Source organism: Acetobacter sacchari (assembly GCF_017377715.1).
In the GTDB taxonomy this organism is placed as follows: domain Bacteria; phylum Pseudomonadota; class Alphaproteobacteria; order Acetobacterales; family Acetobacteraceae; genus Acetobacter; species Acetobacter sacchari.
Map to the genome: position 1 here is coordinate 188,134 of NZ_JAFVMF010000001.1, position 21,473 is coordinate 209,606.

Here is a 21,473-nt window from a genome sequence, read left to right on the forward strand (position 1 = left end):
CTGAGAGACCGCCCATGAAGCGTCATGTGTATAGTTCCGGTTCGTTTTTTACTCAGCGGCTGAAAACCGTCGTGACGCTTCTGGCGTCCGCAGTTTTGCTCGCGCCCGCCGCCGCCCGGTCATCGGCGCCGCGCAAGGGCGATCTGTATGTCTCGATGGGCAGTTCATACGCCGCAGGCCCGGGTGTGGGCACGCCCGTCGCGTCCTCTGGCGGGTGTCGTCGTTCGGAGTCGAATTTCGCGGATATCGTCGCCAGAGAGCGCGGTCTGAAGCTTGTCGACGTTTCCTGTTCGGGCGCGACTACGGCGAACATCCTTGAGCATGGCCAGTATGGGCTGCCAGCCCAGATCGAAGCGGTCACTCCTGATGCGCGACTTGTTTCGATTCTCATTGGCGGAAACGACGTCAATTACGTCGCCGACCTGCTGGGGCTGTCATGCCGTGATACTGGCGGCGCGAATTGCCGCGTCACGGATCCTGTTGAGGTGAAGCGTCGGCTCGCGATCCTGCCGGAATCTCTGGACAGGGTCGTAATGGAAGTGCGCCGTCGGGCGCCCGCGGCGCGCATTGTGTTGCTCGGTTATCTACCGGCGGTTCCCGGCCACGCCGCGGTATCCTGCGCGGCTCTACCTCTTGCGCCGGACGACGCCGCGCGGATGCGTGCGCTCTACGTGCGTCTGGCCCAGATCATCGGCGGGGCCACCCGACGCAACGGCGTCGACGTAGTGCCCAGTTCCGTGATCGGCGCCGGTCACGACGCCTGCTCAGAGGCCCCCTATGTCGCGGGTTATCATCCGCCGCAAAACCCGGGTTGGGCCGCGCCGGTTGCTTATCATCCCAATCAGGCGGGTATGGACAAGGTTGCTGAGGCCCTGAATGAAGTCATTGGCGATCCTGGCGCTCGCTGAAGCATGGACGTCACATATGTGCGGGTGATGTCAGCTGTGGCGCGTCGGTTCCATTGAGGGCGACGGCAGAGCAGCCGTTCGGCGGATTTCCACGGCGTGCACGCCTTCGGCGGCCTCATGGGCGGAGAAGTTTTCACTGTGCGCCGCTCGAACTTGTCGGTGGATCGTTTTCCGTCACGTCAAATGCATAGTGCTGGGCGTAAAGGTAACATGGAGATCGATGCTGCTATGTTCTGTCTCCGTCGGAGGACGGTGGCCAGAACAGGGGGCGTCGGTCGGTCGGATGGAGAGTTGTTCGGTCGAGCAGGGAGTGCGTTAAAACACATTGAGCGTTGGCGCTGTGCGAACAGGGCGGCGGTTATTCCGTCGTTCCTGATTCGGCGACTGCGGCTGCGGCTGCGACCCCCCGTCTGATGCGTCTTACAACAGACTCCGGATCTTGGGACCACAGAGAGTTGGGGACGCCATCGGAGAAGAGCTCGACGACATAGTCGCCCGTATAGTCTATATCTTGAATACGCTTGAGAAATTCATCGTTGGGTATGAGGCCGTCGCCGGGGATATGGCGATCGTGAAAATTACGCGGGCGACGCCAATCCGCGAGATGCACCAGAAAGAGTTTTTCACCGCAGAGAGAAACCTGATCGAGTGCCGTGCTTTCCCAAAGATTGTAAGAGTCTGCACAGATGCCAAAATTCGGATGATTGACTTCATCCAGCATTTCCAGCGCCGTCACAATATTCGAGACGATGGTGCTTCGGTTCATCAGGGACGCGCCAAGGGGCTCCAGCGCGATCTTTATGTCCCGCCTTGCGGCATGGTCTGCGATTTTCTTGTAAGCTTCGACAGAGGTTCTCCAGACCAGATCCTCGTCGCCCGTCGGTAAGGCCCCTGTCTGGGTTGGCATGACGCCTCCCTTCAAAATTCGCGAAAAGCGATCCACTGCGCGACAGAATAACCTGACGCGTTCGTCCGGATCCTGCGGCTCCAGCACAGACATGGATGGGAAAACAGTCATCACATCGGGCTGCAGCGAGCTGACGTGAATGTCCTGCTCGCCGAGCCAGTCGACCTCCGCTTCAAAATTAGCGTGGCTGAACTTTGATTCCCAAAGCTCGATCCCAAGTCCATGTCGCCGATAGAGTTCCACGTCCTCACGGAGCGTCAGATTTTTCGTGCTGATCTCGCTTATATGTAACCGCGACAGAATCGACATGTGACTGCTCTTCCCTACGATTATCGCTGCGGAGCGTTTGCGGTCGCCTCGGCGGTCTATTCGCCCCATCGTTGCATCGTGGGCACGTCGATGCCGAAGCAGTCGAGTGCGCGGGCGACGCAGTGGTCGACGATATCGCTGACGGATTGAGGTTTGGTGTAAAAAGCGGGCACCGGAGGCTGGATAATGCCTCCCATCTCCGTCACGGCGAGCATGTTGCGAATATGCCCCGCGTGCAGCGGAGCTTCGCGTACCATCATGACAAGCCGGCGGCGTTCTTTCAGAACGACGTCGGCGGCGCGCGTAAGAAGCGTCGTGGTGACGCCCGTCGCCACTTCGGCGAGTGTTCGGACCGAGCATGGCGCGATCAGCATGCCCATCGTCCGGAAACTGCCGCTGGCGATACTGGCGGCAACGTCCTTGACCGGATGCACATGATCAGCAAGCGCGTGAAGCTGCTCGCGGTCCAGATCGGTTTCGTAGGCACGGGTCATTTCACCGGCCTGGCTTACGACCAGATGGGTTTCAACGCCAAGTTCACGGCACATTTCCAGTGCGCGCACGCCCAGAACGATCCCCGTGGCGCCCGTTATGCCGATGATGAGCGGACGGTTGGCGCTCATGCGTCGCCTCCGGGAAACAGGTCCGGCGCAAAGGGGCGGGGATCAACGTCCTGAAACTGCGCACGGACGAATTCCTTGCGCAAATGCCACGGCGCAGTGCAGTCGAACACTGTCTTGCAGGTGGTGCCTTTTGACGCTAGCGCCGGGTTATATTCCGGCGTCTGGGAAGGATCGAGCACATGCCCTGTCACGCCCTGAAGAAACATCGTGTCCATGTCGCCCTGATAACGGGTCTGCATGGCCCAGAGCACATCGTTCGTATCGAACGGATCAACATCGTCATCGACAAGGAAGACATTTTTAAGTTCGCGATAGGCGCCTAGCGCGATGATCGCCGCCTGTCGGGCATTGCCGTCATCGAATGCGCCGCGCTTGCTGACCTGAAGGATCGCAAGCAGTTTTCCGCCGCCTGCCGAATGCGCATAAACATTCTTCACAAATCCGGGGAGCGCGGCTTCGCAGGCGTTGAGGATGCTGGCTTCCGTCGGGATACCCGCCAGATTGACGTGTTCTTCCCCCGGGCCGACGAGCGTCTGCAGAATCGCGCCCTTGCGCATCGTCACTGCCGTCACCTTGATGACGGGGAGGGACGGATTGGCGGGGCCGGTGTAACCGGGGAATTCCGGCATCGCCAGACCGGTGTCGGTGTTGATGTCTTCGCGAATGCGTTTGTTTGGCAGAATGACGCCTTCTATGACGATTTCCGCGCGGGCGATCGCGTGTTGATCGACCGTCACCGCGGGCGTCAGTTCGACCGCCTTGCCGCGGAGCGCCCCGGCGACGGCCAGTTCATCATAGCCGAATGGCGTCGTGGGCGCCTCGAAGCATGCGCCGATCGCGATCGCGGGATCGAGCCCCATGTTGATGGTGATGGGGAGCGCCTCTCCTCGCGCTTCGGCCTTCTGGCGGAAGACGTCGATATGCCGCCCCGGCGCAAAGAAAATCGACAGTTCGTCTTTTCCCTGTACGCATAGACGATGAATCGTGACGTCGCTGTGTCCCTCGTCAGGATCCGTACCCAGAACGAGGCCGAGACAGAAGAAAGGACCTGCGTCCTCCGGGGTGTTGGTCGGAGCCGGGAGCAGCGTTCGCAGGTCAAACCCCTCGTCATCGGCGCGATGGACGACCTCCTGCACGGGTGCGTGTTCGGATTTGATGACGACGGGCTGAACCGGGTTGGCGACCGCCTTCCCCATATGACGCGCCAGATCCTCCGATTTTGCGCCAAGCAGCAGCGCCACGCGCTCGCGACTGGCCATGACGCCGACAAGGACGCGGGAGTCGGGAAATCCCTTGATCGATTCGAACATCATTGCAGGACCGATGCGTGTCGGCCGCATGACGGTGCCTCCGGCGCCGATATGCCTGTAAACGCCCGCCAGTTCCCCTTTCGGGTCCACTGGTCGTTGCGTGCTGATGATCTGTCCGGGATGGCGGGACAGCAGGTCTATGGCCGAGCGAAGATCGTCGACGGGCGCATCAGTGGTCGTGTCATGTTGCGTGGGGGAGGGCATTGTCAGTCTCCTGCGGATTTGCGGTGCAGGGTGACAACTGCTGTCCAGATAATCCATCCACACGAAGTGCCATTTTTGATATGTTTTAACTTATGGATTTTCTCGTATCGCTCTCTTTACGGCGCCTTCGCGCCTTTCTGGTCGTCTGCGACACGCTTCACATAGGGAAGGCCGCGCAGATCCTGCAGATCGCTCAACCAGCGCTCAGCCAGCAGATTCGCAGCCTTGAGGGCGCACTCGGCGTCCGGCTGTTTCATCGGCGGAAGCGTGGGATCGACCTGACCGAAGCAGGGGCGGCTTATCGGGAGGAAGCAGGCAAGCTGCTTGTTGCGCACAAGCATGCGACCGATGTCGCGCGGCGGGTTGCCCGTGGGGAACTTGGTTCTCTGGCGGTCGGATATATCACTTCGGCGATGTTCGGCGGCAAACTGCCGCTGCTGATCCGTCGGATGCGGGACAGTTACCCCGACCTGACTATCCTTCTCCGCGAAGGCGGGATTGAAGAGATTGTCTCCGCACTTGAGGCCGGAGAGATTGATATTGCATTCGTCCGGGGCCCGCTGCCGATCAGGGAGGGGCTTTCCCATCGCGTAGCGATTACGGAAAAGCTGATGATCGCTCTTCCGCAGCAGCATCCAAGTTCAAAAAAAGCATCCCTGTCGCTGGCTGACCTGGCGGATGATCCGATGATCAGCTTCCAGGACGATGCGGGCGTCGGCACGGAGCGCATCATCCATGACTATGCGACGAAATCCGGCGTCACTCTTCAGGTCGGGTGGCGCGTTTCATCGGCGACCAGCCTTCTGGGGCTTGTCGCGGAAGGGATCGGGTGGGGATTCGTTCCGGAAGGACTCGCACGACTGGGCGTCCCCGGCGTGGTCTTCGTCCCGCCGACGGACGACATCAGCGCCCCTCTCTGGGCGATCTGGCGTGACGAACGGATTCTGAGCGCCGCGTTGCGCAATATTCTCGATCTGTAAGCACACGACGGATGTGATCGGATGCAGGCGACTATTCCCCAAAAATAGGACCCCGAATTTCAATTGAGGGCCGTGGCCCGGACGTTACGCGGCGCTCGAACCGCCATCCTTTGTGGGCCACGCCTGCATCCCGATACGCGCGATTTCCAAAAGCCTCTCTCTTGCCGCACCGTCACGGGCCTGCACCACCATTCCGCGTATCAGCGACATATAAAATGCGGCAAGGGCGTCGATATCCGTAGTGGCGGGGAGGTCGCCCAAGTTGACGCCCAGACGTAGGCGGTTCGCCATCGCGGTCTCATACTGAGTGCGCTGGGTCGCCATCAGTTCGCGCAGACGCGCCTGGGACGGGGAGCATTGGGTGGCGGCCACCGCGATCATGCACCCGGCAGGCAGGTCATCGCGCGTAAATTCGGCGGCCGCGAACGTCAGCAGGCGTTCAAGGGTCGTCCGTGTGTCCGCAGGTTCGCCCAGAATGTCGTAAAACCACGCGCCTGAGGCTTGGGCGTATGCTTCGATCGCTTCCTGATACAGCGCCTCTTTGCTTTTAAAAGCATTGTAGAAGCTGGAGGGGCTGATTCCCATCGCCGTTATCAGGTCGTCGAAACTTGTACCTTCGTACCCCCGGTCCCAGAACAGGCGCATCGCGGCGTAAAGCGCCTGCGTCCTGTCGAAAGATTGCGGTCGACCGCGGCCACGCCGCCCGATGTCGTTTTTTTTTGGTGTCATCGCTCCACAAATCCTTGAACGCGGCAACGCGCTACCTCATATGCCTCATGTTGGAGCGGACGCTCCACATTTAAACCCATACGTTTCTGCAAATCGGGCATGTGGAGCACGGGGCTTCCTGCTCATGCGAACAAGGCGAGAAGTCAATGAGCAAGCTTTCAGGAAAAGTTGCGGTCGTCACAGGCGCGTCCAAGGGCATCGGCGCTGGAATCGCCAAGGCTCTGGCGGCTGAAGGGGCCGCCGTGGTGGTCAATTACGCATCCAGTAAATCAGGGGCGGACGCCGTAGTCGCGGCGATCACGGACGCGGGCGGCAAAGCCGTCGCTGTGCAGGGCGACGTGTCGCGCAAGGCGGATGCTGAAGCCATCGTCGCCGCCGCGGTCGATCAGTTCGGTCGCCTGGACATTCTGGTCAACAATTCCGGCGTGTATGAATTCGCGCCGCTTGAGAACATCACCGAGGAACACTTCCATAAGCTGTTCAACATCAACGTGCTGGGCGCGCTGCTGACGACGCAGGCCGCCGCCGCGCATATTGGCGCTGGTGGCAGCATCATCAACATCAGCTCCGTCGCCTCACGCGTCACGCCAGCCAATGCGGCGGTCTACTCGGCGACGAAGGGGGCGCTTGACGCTGTTACGGGGTCTCTGGCGCGTGAACTCGGACCGAAGCAGATTCGGGTCAACGCCATCAACCCGGGCATCATCAACACCGAAGGCACTCAGACGGCGAACATCGCGGGTTCGGATATGGAGCGGGCGATTGTGTCTCAAACGCCTCTGGGTCGCGCAGGGGAGGTGAGCGATATTGCTCCGCTCGCCGTTTTTCTGGCCTCCGACGACGCTGGATGGCTTACGGGAGAGACGTTAATCGCAGCTGGCGGCCTTCGCTGACATCGTAAGCCGCCCGGCAGATGACGCCGGGCGACGCGAACCGTACGGCAGCGCCTCGCCCATCAAGGGGGAGGCGCTGTTGCTGTGTTCAGGGCAATGACGCCGATGGGTCACAGGCCGGGGCTCGGCTCAAAGATTGGCCCAATCTATAATATTATGATGACGCTACGACACGGGCGTTTGGGGGCGGTCTAGGCAACACCCGAGCGTAGCTTTCAGCCATGCAAAGTCACGCCTCATGGCGGGCACGCCCCTCCAAGGGCGCCTGCGCTGTCGGGTTGCAATAAGGCAAGCGCTGGCTCGGGCAACATGACAAAGCGTTTGCGGTGGGCCTCATTCAGGCTGTACGTGCAATAAAAATGTCACGGCCCTACAGTCATTAGCTGGTTGCCGGGCGGAGGGCCGTTAAGTATTGGTCAGCCTCGCTGAGGGGAGCGACGCAAACATGGATGTAACGTCGGGGCCGGCTGGATCGCCGACCACGCATAACGCCCGTAGCGACGCTGGCGCGAGGCGTGGACTGGATGGCGACGCCGTTTTCCGGGTTCTGGTCACGGGCGCTGGGGTTACGGTCCTCGCACTGCTCGGCGCCATCATCCTCGTTATGCTGTTCGGCGGCGTGCAGGCGTTCTCCACATTTGGTCCGGCCTTCCTCGTCTCGAATGTGTGGAATCCGGTCTCCAACCATTATGGCGCGCTGGCCCCGGTCTTTGGCACGCTGGTCACCAGCGTGATCGGCCTGCTGATCGCCGTTCCTCTGGCTTTCGGCGCAGCGTTCTGGCTGACGCAGCTCGCTCCGGCGCGGGTCTCGGCCGTTATAGGCATGGCCGTGCAGCTTCTCGCTGCTGTTCCCTCGATTATCTTCGGCATGTGGGGCTTTTTCGTGGTGCGGCCACTGATGGCTCATTACGTGCAGCCGAACCTGCGGCATACGATCGGCCACGTGCCCGTGCTCGGGGCGCTGGTGCAGGGCGCGCCGTTCGGCACAGGTTTGATGACCGGCGGCATCATTCTCGCCGTCATGGTCATGCCGTTCGTGACGGCCGTTATGCGTGACGTCTTTTCGTCTATCCCGCCGGTGCTCAAGGAAAGCGCCTTTGGCCTCGGCGCGACGCGCTGGGAGGTCATGCGGCAGGTGATCCTGCCGTGGTCGCGCAGGGCCGTGGTCGGCGCTGTCGTGCTCGGCATGGGGCGCGCCATGGGCGAGACGATGGCCGTGACGTTCGTCATCGGCAACGCCAACCGCATCGGCTGGTCCCTTTTCGCCCCGGGCAACACGATAGCCTCTCTGATTGCGCTCGAATTTCCGGAAAGCGCGGCAGGCAGTCTGAAACTCTCATCCCTGATGGCTTTGGGTGCGATCCTGATGGCGCTCTCCTTTCTGGCGCTCTGCGCGTCCCGGTTGATGCTCGGCGTATCTTCCCGGCAGGCGCGTCGATGAGCGCCGATCATGCCTTGAAGCAGGCCTCGGCCACGCCTGTCGCAGCGGAACCCGATAGGTGGCGTGTCGGCAGCGCCCTTGTTGCGCGACGCCGCTTCATGGATCGGTTGGCGACGGTGCTCAGCCTGTGCGCCACTTCAGTCGCCCTTGTGGCTCTGGTCTCGATCCTGCTTACCCTGCTTGTGCGTGGGGCCGCCGGGCTGTCGCTGGTCACGTTCACGCATTCGACGGCCTCTCCCGGCCTGAACGGCGGCTTGGCGAACGCGATTGTGGGCAGCCTGATCCAGACCGCGATCGCGATCGCGATTGGCGCGCCGCTCGGCATGTTGTGCGGGATATTTCTGGCCAATTACGGTCGCGGTTGGGTCGCGTCCACGACGCGCTTCGTCTCTGACATGCTGCTGTCAGCGCCGTCCATTCTGATCGGTCTGTTCATCTACCAAATCGTCGTGGCGCCGACCGGGCAGTTCTCCGGTTTTGCTGGCGGTCTCGCTTTGGCGATTCTCGCCCTACCCATCGTCGTCCGCACCACCGAGGACATGCTTGCCCTCGTGCCGACGGCGCTGGTCGAGGCAGGGATCGCACTTGGGGCGCGGAAATGGCGTGTGATCGTGTTCATCTGCCTGCGCGCCGCCCGCACCGGCGTGATCACAGGTATTTTGCTGGCCGTCGCGCGCGTGACGGGCGAGACAGCGCCGCTGTTGTTCACGTCGCTGGGCAATCAGGAGTGGTCGGTCAATCCGGCTCATCCGATGGCGAGCCTGCCGGTCACGATCTACCAGTACGCCGGTTCTGCGTACGAAGACTGGGTGCAACTGGCGTGGACCGGCGCCCTGCTGGTCACTCTGGGCGTTCTCGCCATCAATATCATCGTGCGCGTCGGTTTCGACCGTAAGGGAGCGTAATTATGAGCGTGCTTGCGGGCGATCTGCGGGAAGCCATGACGTCGTCGGCCATGATCGCCGTGAAGAATCTGGATTTCTATTACGGACAGCACAAGGCGCTGCACGGAATCACCATGGATTTCCCGAAGCGCAAGGTGACGGGCATGATCGGCCCGTCCGGGTGCGGGAAATCGACGCTGCTGCGCGTCCTTAACCGGATGTACGACCTGTATCCGGGGCAGCGCGCTACTGGCGAAGTGATGTTCGACGGACGCAACATCGTCGCTCCCGGCATGGATATGAACCGGCTACGCGCCCGGGTCGGCATGGTGTTTCAGAAGCCGACCCCGTTCCCTATGTCGATCTATGACAACATCGCTTTTGGCGTGAAGCTGCACGAAAAGCTGTCCCGCGCTGAAATGGACGCGCGCGTCGAGGACGTGCTGCACCGTGTCGCCCTGTGGTCGGAAGTGAAGGATCGCCTGAAATCTTCCGCCACCGCGCTGTCTGGCGGCCAGCAGCAGCGTCTGTGCATTGCGCGCACTATCGCGACGCGGCCCGAGGTGGTGCTTCTGGATGAGCCGACCAGTGCGCTCGATCCGGTTTCGACGGCGCGTATCGAGGAACTGCTCGACGAGCTGAAAAAGGAATTCACGATTGCCATCGTGACGCACAACATGCAGCAGGCGGCGCGCTGCGCCGATCAGGTGGCGTTCTTCTATCTGGGCGAGCTGGTCGAGATCGACAGCACCGACCGCATGTTCACCGCGCCGCGCGAGAAGCGGACGCAGGATTACATAACCGGCCGGTTCGGCTGAATTCGGACGACGGCGCCCCGAACGGTCGCTGTGCGCAGTTAAGCCCGAAGGGGCGAAGTTAGGATCGTTGCGATGACCGAGGCCACGCACACAGTCAAAAGTTACGAGCAAGAGCTTGAGCGCCTGCGCGGCCTGATGGCTCGCATGGGCGGCCTGGTCGAGCGCCAGACGGCGCGCGCGGTAAGCGCGATCGTCGATCGGGACGAAGAAGCGGCTGCCGAGGCGCCCGAACTCGACCCGGAAGTTGACAGTCTGGAGCGGGAGGCGGAAGCGCTGGCCATCCGTATTCTGGCCCTGCGGTCGCCGATGGCTGTGGATCTGCGCGAAATCGTCGCGGCTCTGAAGATTACCGGCGATCTGGAGCGGATCGGAGACTATGCCTCGTCTATCGCGCGTCGGGCGATGAAGCTGGAGATGGAAAACAACCTCTCGCTGATCGGCCTGCGCAACATGGGTCGGCTGGTGCAGGAGAACCTGCGGCGCGGCATCGACGCCCTGACCCAGCGCGATCGTGATCGCGCCATCGAGGTATGGCAATCCGATACAGCGGTCGATGAACTGTACACCGCCATGTTCCGTGAACTTGTCACCTACATGATGGAGGATCCGCGCAATATTGGCGCCTGCATCCATCTTCTGTTCGTGGCGAAAAATCTCGAGCGTATTGGCGACCACACGACCAATATCGCAGAACGCGTCTACTACGCCGCCACCGGCGAGATGCTGCCGTCGGTTAGGCCCCGCGGCGGCCTCGGCCCGACGACCGTCGCCTGAAGGAAACCTGGCGATGAACGTGGAAACGCAGGATGCAGGTGGGGCCAGCAGGGGCGCAAGGCTTCTGGTCGTCGAGGACGATCCGTCCCTGCAGGTGATGATGCGCTACAATCTGGAGAAACTCGGCTACGCCGTTGACGTGGCGAGTGACGGAGCTGCGGCCCTGAACGCCGTATCCGCTGCACGGCCGGACCTCGTGCTGCTGGACTGGATGCTGCCGGGCGGGATGTCGGGGCTCGATGTCTGCCGCCGTCTGCGCGCGCTTCCCGGGGACAACGCCATTCCGGTCATCATGTTGACGGCGCGTAGCGAAGAGACAGATGCGATCAGCGGGCTTGAGAACGGGGCGGACGACTACCTCACCAAGCCATGCAGCATCGCGACGCTGGACGCGCGCATAAAGGCGATGCTTCGCCGCATGAACGTCACCTATGACGAACTGCGTTTCGAAGACATCGTGCTCGACCCCACCAAGCATCGGGTAGAGCGGAGCGGGCGCAAGATCCAGCTTGGTCCGACTGAATACAGATTGCTGGAATTCTTCATGCGCCGCCCGGGAAGGGTGTTTTCTCGTGAGGATATTCTGAAGGCCATCTGGGGCGAGAACATTCACGTCGAAATCCGCACGGTCGATGTCCACATCCGTCGGCTCCGGCGCGAGATCAATGCGCCCGGCGAGGCCGATCTGATCCGCACCGTGCGTTCGGCCGGGTATGCGCTGGACAACACGCCTGACTGACCCGAAAGCGGCGGCCGCGGCGTCCGGCCTTACGGGAGTTCTCCCGAAATGACGGATGTCGTGCTGGGGCTTTGTCTTGGCGGCGGGACGCTGGCGGGCTTTGTCGCCGGGTATCTTGTCGCTTCGCGCCGAGCGGTGCGCGGTGTTCTCGGACCGGTTCTGGGCGTCGAGAGCGTTGGCGCAGCGGGTGCGACCCTGGAGGAGACGCTGGATCTCCTTCCTGAACCAGCGTTGCTCCTCGACATCCAGGGCGTGCTCAGATTCGCCAATACGGAGGCGCTGGCGGCCTTTGGCGATGTGATCGGCACCATTATCCGTCACCCGGACGTTTATGCGGCGTTGCGGCGCCTGGACTCGGAAACGATCGAGGCTGCTGCGGACATCGTGATCGACGTTCCGGTCAGGCGTGTGGTGCGGGGCGCGTTCAGGTTGCTGCCCGGCGGTTCGGGGCGCGTGCTGGCGATGCTGTTCGACCACTCGGAGCAGGATGCGGTCGAGCGGGTTCGATCGGATTTCGTCGCCTACGCCAGCCATGAGCTGCGCACGCCTTTGGCGGCGCTGATCGGTTTCATCGAAACCTTGCGCGGACCAGCCGCGGACGATCCGGAGGCGCAACAGCAGTTCCTCGGGATCATGGCGGGACAGGCCGGGCGTATGCAGCGCCTGATCGACCAGCTTCTGGCGCTTTCCCGGGTCGAGATGATGGAGCACCGCAAGCCGCGGGGCGAAGTGAACGCGGAGGACGTGGTCGCCCGCGTCCGCGACGAGTCAGCGCCCTTGCTCGCCGCGCGGGGGATGACGATGGAGACGGAGCCGACCCCCTTCGTCTGTCCCGGAGACGAGGACCAGATTGTACAGATTCTGTTGAATCTGGTTGAAAATGCGGTGAAATACGCAAGCACGGTCAAGGGACGCGCACCGCGCGTCACGCTGTCCGTCGCTGAGGTCGCAGTGGGCGGAAAGGCGGGCGTGTCGTTCATCGTCGCCGATAACGGGCCGGGGATCGAGGCGCGTCATCTGCCGCGTCTTACCGAACGCTTTTATCGCGTCGAAAATGGTCCGGCTGTCACGGACGCCAGCGGTTATGGACTGGGCCTCGCCATCGTGCGTCATGTCGTCGACCGGCACGAAGGACGGTTCAGCATCGAGAGCGAACCGGGAGTCGGCACCCGTTGTATGGTGTGGCTTCCAGCGCGCTCAGGGCGGCGCGAAGCGCGCGAACGCCCTTCGCTTCTTCTGGCCTGAGCGCGCGGCAAACTTCAGTGCATGGGGTGCGGCGGCGGCCCCGCCATCGCCTTCACAGTGTCGACAGTAATCGTATCCTTGTAGGAATTTCCAAAATGCGTCCGGACGTAGTTCACGACGTCCGCGATCTGTTGCGGCGTCAGAACGCCGTTGAACCATGGCATTGCGCCATAACCGTTAAGCACGACGGTAGCGGGATAGATCGGTGACGCCAGCTTCGGGTTGCCGGCAAGCGCCGGGATCACGGCGGCGCCGACGCCGCCTTTGCCATTCGCCATATGGCAGGCCTGACACACATGTTTATACGTCTCGGCCCCGGAGGTCATCGTCGCGTCCCGGTCTCCGCCCGCGCCGGGAGAGTCAGCGCGTGCAGCGACAGAGGGAAGGGTGGACAACAGGGCGAGAATTGAAAGCGTCGATCTGAGGGTTTTCATGGGACCGCCTTCAATTCGCCTGCGCGCGTTTGTTGAGTTGGGAAATGGCGTCGAGCGACGACAGAAGTGCGCCTTCCTGCCAGCAACCCAGATAGGACGCGTGTTCGCCCGCCAGCACGACGCGCCCGTCCATTGTCGTCAGATTGCGGTAGTGCTGTTTGCGGCTTTCCTCGCTCCACATCGCGCAGCAGCCAAGCGAACCCGGCATCCGGCTCCATGCGACGGCGACGCCGTTGCTGAATTCCTTGCGATATTGCGAGTGAAAGACCTCGCCCTGCCTGAGTCCGAGTTCGATGCGTTCCGCGGGCGTCATGCCCGCGATGTCGAGCCCGGCCATGTTCTTCGTGTAGGCGCCAAGCAATACGGCCGGTCCGGGCTTGTGGAACCCGTAACTTGGATATGAGATCTGGGAAATTTCCTGGCTTGTAAAGCTGATGCCGCCATAAATCCCTTCATCTTCCTCCCAGAAGCGCCGCTTGAACTCCAGCCCCATCTTGATGTGGGAGGTGTAGGGAACAGCGCCGATCGCAGCACGCATGGCGGGGGAGACCTGCACGTCGATCTGGCTGAGGATTGAAAGCGGTATGGTGCAGACGCACCAGTCGGCTTTCTCGACCGACGTCGCCCCGGTCTCGGTGTGCGTCCATGACACGCTCACGCCGTGATCATCCTGGGCGATGCGCGTGACGCGGGCGTTCATCGTGAACAGGTCGGACACCTGTGCTGCGAATCCCTTGCCGATCATATCCACGCCGCCGACGGGCTGGAACATCGTCGTCTGCATCTCATAATTCATGAAATAGGAAAGCGCCTGCCAGACTGGCGGCGCGAACAGATCGTGCCGGTCGAGCAGGGAAGACGTGGAAACCGGGACAGGCGCGCCGTCAGGACCGCCGCCCGGGCGCTGGTCCCAGCCGCGCCGGGAGCCGAGATGCAGGGTGCTGGTGTAGCGCATGTCGGCGTCAAGAACGCCCCAGCCGCGCATCGCTTCGCGGACGCGCGCGCGATCCTCCTGCGTCAACTCCTTGTCCAGCGTGTGCGCATCAATGGATTTCGCGAGCAGTTCCGCGACGTTGCCGGTAAAATCGGCGGCCACGTCCCTGTAGCGCTGGGGTTTGCCGCCGAACGTGTCGCTGCTGTGAACGAGCGCATTGTAGTTCAGCTGAATGAACGGCTCCAGACTGACGCCGAAAGCGCGGCAATAGTGCAGAAGCGCGCGATGGTGGTAGGGGACGCGCCACGGTCCGGGGTTGATGTAGTTCCCGGCCGCGAATTTCACGTCCTGAACCGCGCCGCCCATTTCCGCGACACGGTCGCCGCCGCGAAGGGTCCAGTTCCGGCCGCCCGTGCGCGCCTGATACTCGAGAATCCGGACGGAGTACCCCGCCTTGCGGAGTTCGTAGGCGGCGAGCATTCCGGCGAGTCCCGCGCCGAGCACCAGCACTGTCTGGCCCTTGCGGTGGGTTTGCAGGTTGGGCGGTCCGGTGAACCGGGATTCCGCTGCGTGCCCCAGCACGGTCATCGCCTGATACAGCGCGGCCGCGCCGCCCATAAGGCCGATCGAAGTGAGGATTTGTCGGCGTGTCGTACCTGACATGCGTCCCGTATGCCTTCCGGTTGTGGACGCGCATCGCTGTGCTGGATCTCACTTCGATACGCTGTAGCATTGAGCTGCTATCATGCTCCGGCGACGATCAGCAAGGCGAAAGGGACTGTTCCGCTTGCGCCGCCCAGCCGCCGGATTTATCTCCGACCGTCCCGCGCACTGACGAAGGCCGCCGCCGTGGATCGTGAATTCTGGTTGAAAAAATGGCGTGAAAACCAGATCGGTTTTCATCAGCCGGACACCAACGCGTTTTTGCGCAGGCATTGGACCAAAATGCGCCTGCGTCCCGGCGCCCGCGTTTTTGCGCCGCTGTGCGGTAAAAGCCATGACATGCTTTGGCTACGTGCGCAGGGAATGTCGGTCGTCGGCGTCGAACTGGCGCGCAACGCCGTAGAGCAGTTCTTCGAAGAGAGCGGACTGACGCCCGTCGTCTCCATGTGTGGCGTGTTCGAGCGGTTCGAAGTCGAGGGGCTGGCGCTTCTTGTCGGGGATATCTTCGACCTCGACGCGCTGACGCTGGGGCGGGTGGATGCGACTTACGACCGCGCTGCGCTGATCGCTCTGCCGGAGCCGATGCGTGCACGATACGCCGACCGGCTGCTGGCGCTGGCGGGTCACGCGCCACAGTTTCTGGTGACGATCTCCTATGATCAGGCGATGGCCTCCGGGCCGCCGTTCTCGGTAGGAGAAGAGGAAATCCGGAGCCGCTATGGAGACCGGTATGAGATCAAAACGATTGAGTGGACCGACATTCCCGGCGGCTTCAGGAAAGCCGGTCCGGCGACGGAGACGTCCTGGCTTCTGACGCCCCGTTGAGGCGATCTCTGTAGCGTCGGGCTCGCCTGTAGCAGCGCCCGTTCGCATGAGTTGTCGGTTGCTCTCTGGACTAGGGCTCCTGTGCGCCGACGTGTAACGACCGGATCGAACGAACTTTCAGTTCGCCATCGTCATTTCCGGCATGGCGCCAGCCTGGAGACGCAACTCCCGAGTGTCTCGCGCCGGGGGGCTTCCGAACATGCGGCGGTATTCACGGCTAAACTGTGAGGGGCTGTCGTAGCCGACTGCAAAGCCGACTTCAGCAGCGTCTGCGCCGGGAATAAGCAGCAAACGTCGCGCTTCCTGCAACCGCAGGCGGGTTCTGTACTGCAGCGGACTCATCATGGTCGCCGCCCGGAAATGGCGATGGAAGGAAGAAGGACTCATGCCGGCGCGCCGGGCGAGAGACGCGATTTCAAAAGAGCTCGCGTAATGCTCGCGAATCCAGCCAATGGCGCGATTGAGTTGCGAAAGACTGCTTCCTGCCGTCGCGATCTGGCGTAGCACCTGCCCCTGTGGTCCCATCAGAATACGATACAGCAACTCGCGCGTGTAGAGCGGGAACAGGATCGGGATATCCTGAGGGCGGTCCAGAAGATCGACTATTCGTGTAACCGGATCGAGAATGTCGTGTGTCAGATCGCTGAAGCGCATGCACGAAGGGCACAATGGCCCTGACAGCGCTTCGTCATGCCGCATGTCGACAAGCAGGTCTGCGATCTGCACGGGATCGAGCGTGAAGCACAGGGCGAGATAAGGCTCTTCTTGCGAGGCGCGGACGACCTGACTGGTGACGGGAAGGTCGACGGCGGTGACCATGAACTTGCTTGAGTCATATTCGAATGTCTGGTCGCACAGCATGACCTGCTTGGCGCCCTGAACGATCACACAGAACCGGGGTTCGTAGACCGCGTCCATCGGCGTGGTGGGAGCTTCCGCGCGAAATAGCAGCAGTCCCGGCACGATCGACCGGCATATTGCATCCGGACAATGGCGCGCGATGGAGGCGCGCAAATGTTCCAGCGTATTCTGCATGACCGTCTCCCCAATGGTTGGCGCACCGGACCTTAGCCTGTTGGCCGAAGAGTATAGCCGTATGCTCGATTCGCTCAGAGGTGAAAAATCAGCAATTGATCGGATCGTGCAATTATTTGGGCGCATTAGGCTATCTGGAAAAGCATGGTGATAGAAAATATACCTGAATCGCCCATTAAACAGCGAGTATTTCAGTCGAGTTGAGACTCCTGATGAGAGATTTTTTCATGTGGATGGAAGAATCGTGCAAGCATCTGGTCGGATCGCGCTACCGCCTGTTGCGAGGGTTTTTGCATAATCCGCGCAGACACTGACCGCCCGCCCGAACTGACGCCATGCGTGCTGGTCGGGCGTGAGCCGTCACGTTCCGCAGTTATGGCGAAGCGCTAGCCACCGTCGTGCAATCCGACGGCAGGAAGGACGTCGCCGTCCTTTCGAGCCTGCCAGACAGAGAGTTTCATGGGTATAGTCGCCTTCGCGCTCCGACGGCCGTACACGTTTCTTGTTGCCGGAGTGCTGGTCGTCCTTCTCGGTGTGACGGCGGTTTTCCGTACGCCGACTGACGTGTTCCCCAACATTGATATCCCCGTCGTGACCGTGGTCTGGTACTACGATGGGCTCGACGCGACGGAGACGGAAAAAAGACTTACGACATATACAGAGTTTTCCGAGAGTTTCTTCGTCAACAATCTGCGCACGATCGAAAGCCAGACGACTCCGGGTCTCGTTCTGGAAAAGCTGTATTTTCAGCCTGGCGTGAATGTCGATCTGGCCGTGGCGCAGACCGTGTCGGCGACGAACTCTATCCGGGCGTTCCTGCCGCCGGGGGTTCAGCCGCCGATCATCATGCAATACAGCGCGTCCAGCGTGCCGGTGCTCCAGTTGTCCTTGTCATCTGACAAGCTGACCGAGAGCGAATTGTACGATTACGGCATCTATCGCGTCAGGCAGCAACTTGCGCCAATTCCGGGAACCCTGCTGCCGCCGCCCTATGGCGGAAAGATCAGGCAGGTCATGGTCGATATCGACTCCATGCGTCTCGCCGGTCTCGGGCTGACCCCGCTCGACGTGTCGAACGCGATCATGGCGCAGAATCTTACCCTGCCGGGTGGAACAGTGAAGTTCGGTGCGACGCAATACGATATTCACGTGAATGGGATGCCCGACGCCGCCGCGCGCCTGAACGACGTGCCGCTCAGGCGGGATCTGTCGACGGGCGCACTGACCCGTATCGCTGATGTGGCGACGGTGCGTGACGGATGGGCCGTGCAGCAGAACGTGGTCCGGAAAGAGGGGCGACGCTCGGTCCTGCTGTCGATCATGAAGGCGGGCAACGCCTCGACGCTCGACGTCGTGAACGCGATCCGTGACAAGGTGCTTCCGGTCACGCGTGCCGCCGCGCCGAAAGGCATGGCTATCGACGAGATGTTTGACCAGTCCGTGTTTGTGAAGGCGGCCATCACGGGCGTCGCTTCGGAGGCGGTGATCGCGGGGCTCCTGACGGCCGCAATGATCCTGGCCTTCTTGGCCAGCTGGCGTTCGACATTGATCGTTGCGATCTCCATTCCGCTGTCGATCCTGTCGTCCATCGCGGTGCTGTCATGGACAGGCCAGACGCTGAATCTGATGACGCTGGGCGGGCTTGCTCTTGCGGTCGGCATTCTGGTCGACGACGCGACGGTGACGATCGAGAATATTCATCGCCTGCGACACGAGGGATTGGCCCTTCAGCAGGCAGTCCTTGAAGGCGCGGCAGGAATCGCGTTGCCTACCCTGGTCTCGACTCTCGCGATCTCCTGCGTGTTCATCTCGGTCGAGTTCCTGACTGGACCCTCAAAATTTCTGTTCACGCCGATGGCTCTGGCGGTGGTTTACGCCATGCTCGCCTCATACGCGGTCAGCCGCACGCTCGCGCCGATCTTCGCAGCCCTGCTGCTGCGATCAGAGGAGGAAGCGGCGGAACGCAGACGCGAAAAGGGCTTGCCGCCCGATCGTTTCGCGCGATTTGGCGTCTGGTTCGACGCCCGTTTCGAACGGTTGAGGGCACGCTATCTGGCGACACTGGAGCTTCTGATCACAAGCTCCTGGAAAGTGCCGGCAATTGGCGGTGTAGCGCTTGTCGCTGCTGGCGTGCTGGCGACTCAGGTCGGGCAGGATTTTTTCCCGTCCATCGACGCCGGGGAGTTCAAGCTGCACATCCGCGCGCCGGAGGGCACGCGGATCGAGACGACGGAGAAACTGTTCGATCAGGTCGAGAACGTTATTCGGGAGGTCGTTCCGGCTGAAGAACGCGTCCTGCTTCTGGACAATATCGGCATTCCCTTCCGTTACTCGATGCCGTTCGACGACGGCTCCACTGTTGGCACGAACGATGGACAGGTCATGGTGGAACTGGCGAAGGATCACCGTCCCACGGCGGAGTATGTCCGTAAGCTGCGGACGGAACTTGCCCGCCGGTTTCCGGATTGCGTCTTCTATTTCCAGCCAGCCGACATCGTCACGCAGATTCTGAATTTCGGCGTTCCTGCGCAGGTCGATATCCGTATCGCCGGTTACGACGCAGTCAATAACAGCAAAGTCATGCAGGAAATCCGCAAGGAGGTTGCGACCATCCCGGGTCTTGTGGACGTGCGGTTGCATCAGCAGCTTTCCGCGCCGGAACTCAAGGTTGCGATCGACAGGCAGCGCGCGGAAGATCTTGGCCTGACGATGGACGACGTCGCGCGCAACGTAATGGTGTCGCTGGCGTCCTCGAACACGGTCACGCCCAATTTCTGGGTCGATCCGAAGACCGGCATCCAGTATCCGCTCGCGGTACAGACGCCGCAATATAAAGTCGGAGACGTCAGGGATCTGCAAAACACCGTCATCGCGTCGGCAGTCGGGGCGGACAAGACGTCGGCCCTGCTCGGCAATGTCGCCTCCATCGAACGCGGCGTGGCGCAGAACGTGATTTCGCACAGCAACATCCAGCCGACGCTGGATATCGACGCAAGCGTGGAAGGTCGGGATCTCGGTTCCATAGCGCGAGAGATAGATCGTGTCGTTTCCCGGCACCGTCATGAGCTGTCGGCGGGAAATACGGTTGTGGTGCAGGGGCAGATCGAAAGCATGCACTCGGCGTTCGGCAGGCTCGGCATAGGTCTGCTGGTGGCGGCGATCGCGGTCTATCTGCTGATGGTTGTCAACTTCCAGTCTTTTACCGATCCTTTCGTGATCGTTCTTGGCCTTCCCGGAGGAATGTGTGGCATCGTGTTCATGCTCTTCGTCACAGGAACGACTTTTTCGGTGCCCTCGCTGATGGGTGCGATCATGAGCGTCGGCGTCGCCAGCGCCAATTCGATCCTTCTTGTCACCTTTGCAAAAGAACGGCGGGCGGAAGGGCTGGATGCGACGGCGGCGGCGCTCGAAGCGGGGCGCGCGCGTCTGCGCCCCATTCTGATGACATCCATGGCGATGGTGATCGGCATGTTGCCGATGTCGCTCGGGCTGGGCGACGGCGGTGAACAGAATGCGCCGCTCGGCCGCGCGGTGATCGGCGGCCTTCTCGCCGGAACTTGCGCCACGCTGTTTGTGGTTCCCTGGCTATATAGCCGTTTACGTCGGCGTGAGAGCCGCATTCTTGAGGATTATGAGAATGTCTGAGCCGGTTAAACATTCTTCTGAGGCTCCCGTTGGTGGCTCCCGCATAGCGCCGCTGGTCGGGGTCGGGGTTCTGGTCCTGCTCGCCTATGGCGTTTACGGGCATGTTGAACGTTCCGTCAGCGTTCGCGCGCTGGCCAATACGCGGGCGACACAGGCACCGGACGTGCGTGTCATGACGGTGCATTTTGACGAAAAGCCCGTGACGCTGGAGCTGCCCGGCGAGACCGCTCCGCTGGAGACTGCGGCGATCGGGGCCCGCGCTTCCGGCTATATCGAGAAAAGAAACGTCGATATCGGCAGCGTGGTGAAAGCGGGCGACGTCCTGGCGATCATCCGCGCGCCGGAACTCGACCGGCAGGTCGCACGTGCGCAGGCGTCCCTTGCGCAAACGCGGGCTAACCTCGCGCTCGCCAAGGTGACGGCGCAACGTTCAGGCGGACTGGTCAGCGGCGGCGCCGTCAGCCGCCAGAATTTCGATGTTGACCGCATTACACAGGATGCGCGGGCGGCGGAGCAGGCGGCGGCGGACGCGGCGCTGGCCGAAACGGCGCAACGCAAGGCTTACACGACGGTCGTGGCGCCGTTCGACGGCGTCGTGACTGTTCGCAACGTCGAAGCTGGCGATCTGGTCAGCGCGGACAACGCACAGGCGACGCCGCTGTTCGTCGTGGCGCGTACGGACCGGCTGCGTGTGCGCGTCCACGTGCCGCAGACAGATGCGGCGGGGGTTGCGATGGGCGCACCGGTGACGGTGACGACGCCGGACCGGCCGGGGGAAATTTTTTCGGGCGTCGTCACGCGTACGGGCTTCGCGCTTGAGCGGGGCAGCAGGATGTTGCCTGTGGAGGTTGAGCTGGACAACCGCGACGGAAAGCTTGCCTCCGGTCTGTACGTCGCGGCGCGGTTCGCGTTGCCGCGCCCCACGCCAACGATTGTCATCCCTTCGGAAGCATTGATTTACGAAGCGGATGGTCTTTCCCTCGCGACAGTTGATAGCGACGACAAAGTGCGTCTGCACAGCATCAAGGTGGGGCGCGATTTTGGAGACCGTCTGGAGGTTCTGTCCGGGTTGCCGGACGGCAGCCGCCTGATCGTTCGCCCGCCATCCTTTCTGGGCGAAGGCAGCCACGTGAAACCGGTCGCCGACGCCCCGGCGAAAGGTGCGTAAAATGC

General features: G+C 61.8%; 19 protein-coding genes. 12 read left to right on the forward strand and 7 right to left on the reverse strand.

Annotated elements, in window-relative coordinates; all coding sequences use genetic code 11:
* The first annotated feature begins 14 nt into the window (after nucleotides 1-14).
* On the forward strand, nucleotides 15-908 hold the full coding sequence (locus J2D73_RS00815) for an SGNH/GDSL hydrolase family protein (protein WP_207878462.1): 894 nt from the start codon (nucleotides 15-17) through the stop codon (nucleotides 906-908).
* A 358-nt stretch (nucleotides 909-1,266) separates the two neighbouring features.
* Here the strand turns inward: J2D73_RS00815 and J2D73_RS00820 are convergent, their stop codons facing one another.
* From J2D73_RS00820 to J2D73_RS00830, 3 genes are read right to left on the reverse strand one after another with little or no spacing between them, the layout of a single operon-like run.
* Nucleotides 1,267-2,124 (reverse strand): sugar phosphate isomerase/epimerase family protein, encoded by an 858-nt coding sequence (locus tag J2D73_RS00820; protein ID WP_207878464.1) that lies wholly within the window; start codon nucleotides 2,122-2,124, stop codon nucleotides 1,267-1,269.
* 56 nt (nucleotides 2,125-2,180) lie between these two features.
* Entirely contained in the window at nucleotides 2,181-2,747 is a 567-nt protein-coding gene (locus tag J2D73_RS00825; RefSeq protein WP_207878466.1) for a UbiX family flavin prenyltransferase, read from the reverse strand.
* Nucleotides 2,744-4,261 (reverse strand): UbiD family decarboxylase, encoded by a 1,518-nt coding sequence (locus J2D73_RS00830; protein WP_207878468.1) that lies wholly within the window; start codon nucleotides 4,259-4,261, stop codon nucleotides 2,744-2,746. Before J2D73_RS00830 ends, J2D73_RS00825 begins: the two co-directional genes overlap by 4 nt.
* 92 nt (nucleotides 4,262-4,353) lie before the next feature.
* Here J2D73_RS00830 and J2D73_RS00835 point away from each other — a divergent pair, with 92 nt between their 5' ends.
* The gene (locus J2D73_RS00835; RefSeq protein ID WP_207878471.1) at nucleotides 4,354-5,241 is read left to right on the forward strand and encodes a LysR substrate-binding domain-containing protein; all 888 of its coding nucleotides are present in this window, start codon (nucleotides 4,354-4,356) and stop codon (nucleotides 5,239-5,241) included.
* Between the two features lie 84 nt (nucleotides 5,242-5,325).
* Here the strand turns inward: J2D73_RS00835 and J2D73_RS00840 are convergent, their stop codons facing one another.
* Nucleotides 5,326-5,970, reverse strand: coding sequence for a TetR/AcrR family transcriptional regulator (locus J2D73_RS00840; RefSeq protein ID WP_243429509.1), 645 nt, complete (start codon nucleotides 5,968-5,970; stop codon nucleotides 5,326-5,328).
* Nucleotides 5,971-6,116: 146 nt separating this feature from the next.
* Here J2D73_RS00840 and J2D73_RS00845 point away from each other — a divergent pair, with 146 nt between their 5' ends.
* From J2D73_RS00845 to J2D73_RS00875, 7 genes are all read left to right on the forward strand, one after another.
* A complete protein-coding gene (locus J2D73_RS00845; protein WP_207878473.1) occupies nucleotides 6,117-6,863 on the forward strand; it encodes a glucose 1-dehydrogenase in 747 nt (248 codons plus the stop codon).
* A gap of 445 nt (nucleotides 6,864-7,308) precedes the next feature.
* The gene (gene pstC / locus J2D73_RS00850; protein ID WP_086644264.1) at nucleotides 7,309-8,304 is read left to right on the forward strand and encodes a phosphate ABC transporter permease subunit PstC; all 996 of its coding nucleotides are present in this window, start codon (nucleotides 7,309-7,311) and stop codon (nucleotides 8,302-8,304) included.
* A 98-nt stretch (nucleotides 8,305-8,402) separates the two neighbouring features.
* Entirely contained in the window at nucleotides 8,403-9,209 is an 807-nt protein-coding gene (gene pstA, locus J2D73_RS00855) for a phosphate ABC transporter permease PstA (protein WP_408736811.1), read from the forward strand.
* A 35-nt stretch (nucleotides 9,210-9,244) separates the two neighbouring features.
* Entirely contained in the window at nucleotides 9,245-10,006 is a 762-nt protein-coding gene (gene pstB / locus J2D73_RS00860; protein WP_143217378.1) for a phosphate ABC transporter ATP-binding protein PstB, read from the forward strand.
* Nucleotides 10,007-10,078: 72 nt separating this feature from the next.
* The gene (gene phoU, locus J2D73_RS00865) at nucleotides 10,079-10,780 is read left to right on the forward strand and encodes a phosphate signaling complex protein PhoU (protein ID WP_086644267.1); all 702 of its coding nucleotides are present in this window, start codon (nucleotides 10,079-10,081) and stop codon (nucleotides 10,778-10,780) included.
* Between the two features lie 13 nt (nucleotides 10,781-10,793).
* A complete protein-coding gene (locus J2D73_RS00870) occupies nucleotides 10,794-11,519 on the forward strand; it encodes a response regulator (protein WP_207878477.1) in 726 nt (241 codons plus the stop codon).
* 48 nt (nucleotides 11,520-11,567) lie between these two features.
* On the forward strand, nucleotides 11,568-12,764 hold the full coding sequence (locus tag J2D73_RS00875; RefSeq protein WP_207878479.1) for an ATP-binding protein: 1,197 nt from the start codon (nucleotides 11,568-11,570) through the stop codon (nucleotides 12,762-12,764).
* A 14-nt stretch (nucleotides 12,765-12,778) separates the two neighbouring features.
* Here the strand turns inward: J2D73_RS00875 and J2D73_RS00880 are convergent, their stop codons facing one another.
* Together J2D73_RS00880 and J2D73_RS00885 are read right to left on the reverse strand one after the other, a co-directional pair.
* Complete coding sequence (locus J2D73_RS00880) at nucleotides 12,779-13,198, reverse strand: c-type cytochrome (protein WP_207878481.1); 420 nt, start codon at nucleotides 13,196-13,198, stop codon at nucleotides 12,779-12,781.
* A 10-nt stretch (nucleotides 13,199-13,208) separates the two neighbouring features.
* Nucleotides 13,209-14,795 carry a flavin monoamine oxidase family protein gene (locus J2D73_RS00885; RefSeq protein ID WP_243429510.1) on the reverse strand — a complete coding sequence of 529 codons (1,587 nt, stop codon included), beginning with the start codon at nucleotides 14,793-14,795 and terminating at the stop codon, nucleotides 13,209-13,211.
* Nucleotides 14,796-14,864: 69 nt separating this feature from the next.
* Here J2D73_RS00885 and tmpT point away from each other — a divergent pair, with 69 nt between their 5' ends.
* Nucleotides 14,865-15,620, forward strand: coding sequence for a thiopurine S-methyltransferase (gene tmpT / locus J2D73_RS00890; protein WP_243429511.1), 756 nt, complete (start codon nucleotides 14,865-14,867; stop codon nucleotides 15,618-15,620).
* Nucleotides 15,621-15,737: 117 nt separating this feature from the next.
* On the opposite strand, the gene J2D73_RS00895 is transcribed toward tmpT, so the two are convergent.
* Nucleotides 15,738-16,655 (reverse strand): AraC family transcriptional regulator, encoded by a 918-nt coding sequence (locus tag J2D73_RS00895; RefSeq protein WP_207878483.1) that lies wholly within the window; start codon nucleotides 16,653-16,655, stop codon nucleotides 15,738-15,740.
* 459 nt (nucleotides 16,656-17,114) lie between these two features.
* On the opposite strand from J2D73_RS00895, the gene J2D73_RS00900 reads away from it, so the two are divergent.
* Both J2D73_RS00900 and J2D73_RS00905 read left to right on the forward strand, forming a co-directional pair.
* A complete protein-coding gene (locus J2D73_RS00900; protein ID WP_207878485.1) occupies nucleotides 17,115-20,300 on the forward strand; it encodes an efflux RND transporter permease subunit in 3,186 nt (1,061 codons plus the stop codon).
* Entirely contained in the window at nucleotides 20,293-21,468 is a 1,176-nt protein-coding gene (locus J2D73_RS00905) for an efflux RND transporter periplasmic adaptor subunit (protein WP_207878487.1), read from the forward strand. The genes J2D73_RS00900 and J2D73_RS00905 overlap by 8 nt, the downstream gene beginning before the upstream one ends.
* Nucleotides 21,469-21,473 lie beyond the last annotated feature (5 nt).

Bases quoted from the DNA above. Each gene is read 5' to 3' on its own strand.
- phoU (WP_086644267.1), top strand. From the start codon at position 10,079: ATGACCGAGGCCACGCACACAGTCAAAAGTTACGAGCAAGAGCTTGAG.
- pstB (WP_143217378.1), top strand. From the start codon at position 9,245: ATGACGTCGTCGGCCATGATCGCCGTGAAGAATCTGGATTTCTATTAC.
- pstA (WP_408736811.1), top strand. From the start codon at position 8,403: ATGGATCGGTTGGCGACGGTGCTCAGCCTGTGCGCCACTTCAGTCGCC.
- pstC (WP_086644264.1), top strand. From the start codon at position 7,309: ATGGATGTAACGTCGGGGCCGGCTGGATCGCCGACCACGCATAACGCC.
- J2D73_RS00830 (WP_207878468.1), bottom strand. From the start codon at position 4,261: ATGCCCTCCCCCACGCAACATGACACGACCACTGATGCGCCCGTCGAC.
- J2D73_RS00900 (WP_207878485.1), top strand. From the start codon at position 17,115: ATGGGTATAGTCGCCTTCGCGCTCCGACGGCCGTACACGTTTCTTGTT.
- J2D73_RS00905 (WP_207878487.1), top strand. From the start codon at position 20,293: ATGTCTGAGCCGGTTAAACATTCTTCTGAGGCTCCCGTTGGTGGCTCC.
- J2D73_RS00895 (WP_207878483.1), bottom strand. From the start codon at position 16,655: ATGCAGAATACGCTGGAACATTTGCGCGCCTCCATCGCGCGCCATTGT.
- J2D73_RS00820 (WP_207878464.1), bottom strand. From the start codon at position 2,124: ATGTCGATTCTGTCGCGGTTACATATAAGCGAGATCAGCACGAAAAAT.
- J2D73_RS00815 (WP_207878462.1), top strand. From the start codon at position 15: ATGAAGCGTCATGTGTATAGTTCCGGTTCGTTTTTTACTCAGCGGCTG.
- J2D73_RS00825 (WP_207878466.1), bottom strand. From the start codon at position 2,747: ATGAGCGCCAACCGTCCGCTCATCATCGGCATAACGGGCGCCACGGGG.
- J2D73_RS00835 (WP_207878471.1), top strand. From the start codon at position 4,354: ATGGATTTTCTCGTATCGCTCTCTTTACGGCGCCTTCGCGCCTTTCTG.
- J2D73_RS00870 (WP_207878477.1), top strand. From the start codon at position 10,794: ATGAACGTGGAAACGCAGGATGCAGGTGGGGCCAGCAGGGGCGCAAGG.
- J2D73_RS00880 (WP_207878481.1), bottom strand. From the start codon at position 13,198: ATGAAAACCCTCAGATCGACGCTTTCAATTCTCGCCCTGTTGTCCACC.
- J2D73_RS00840 (WP_243429509.1), bottom strand. From the start codon at position 5,970: ATGACACCAAAAAAAAACGACATCGGGCGGCGTGGCCGCGGTCGACCG.
- J2D73_RS00875 (WP_207878479.1), top strand. From the start codon at position 11,568: ATGACGGATGTCGTGCTGGGGCTTTGTCTTGGCGGCGGGACGCTGGCG.
- J2D73_RS00845 (WP_207878473.1), top strand. From the start codon at position 6,117: ATGAGCAAGCTTTCAGGAAAAGTTGCGGTCGTCACAGGCGCGTCCAAG.
- J2D73_RS00885 (WP_243429510.1), bottom strand. From the start codon at position 14,795: ATGTCAGGTACGACACGCCGACAAATCCTCACTTCGATCGGCCTTATG.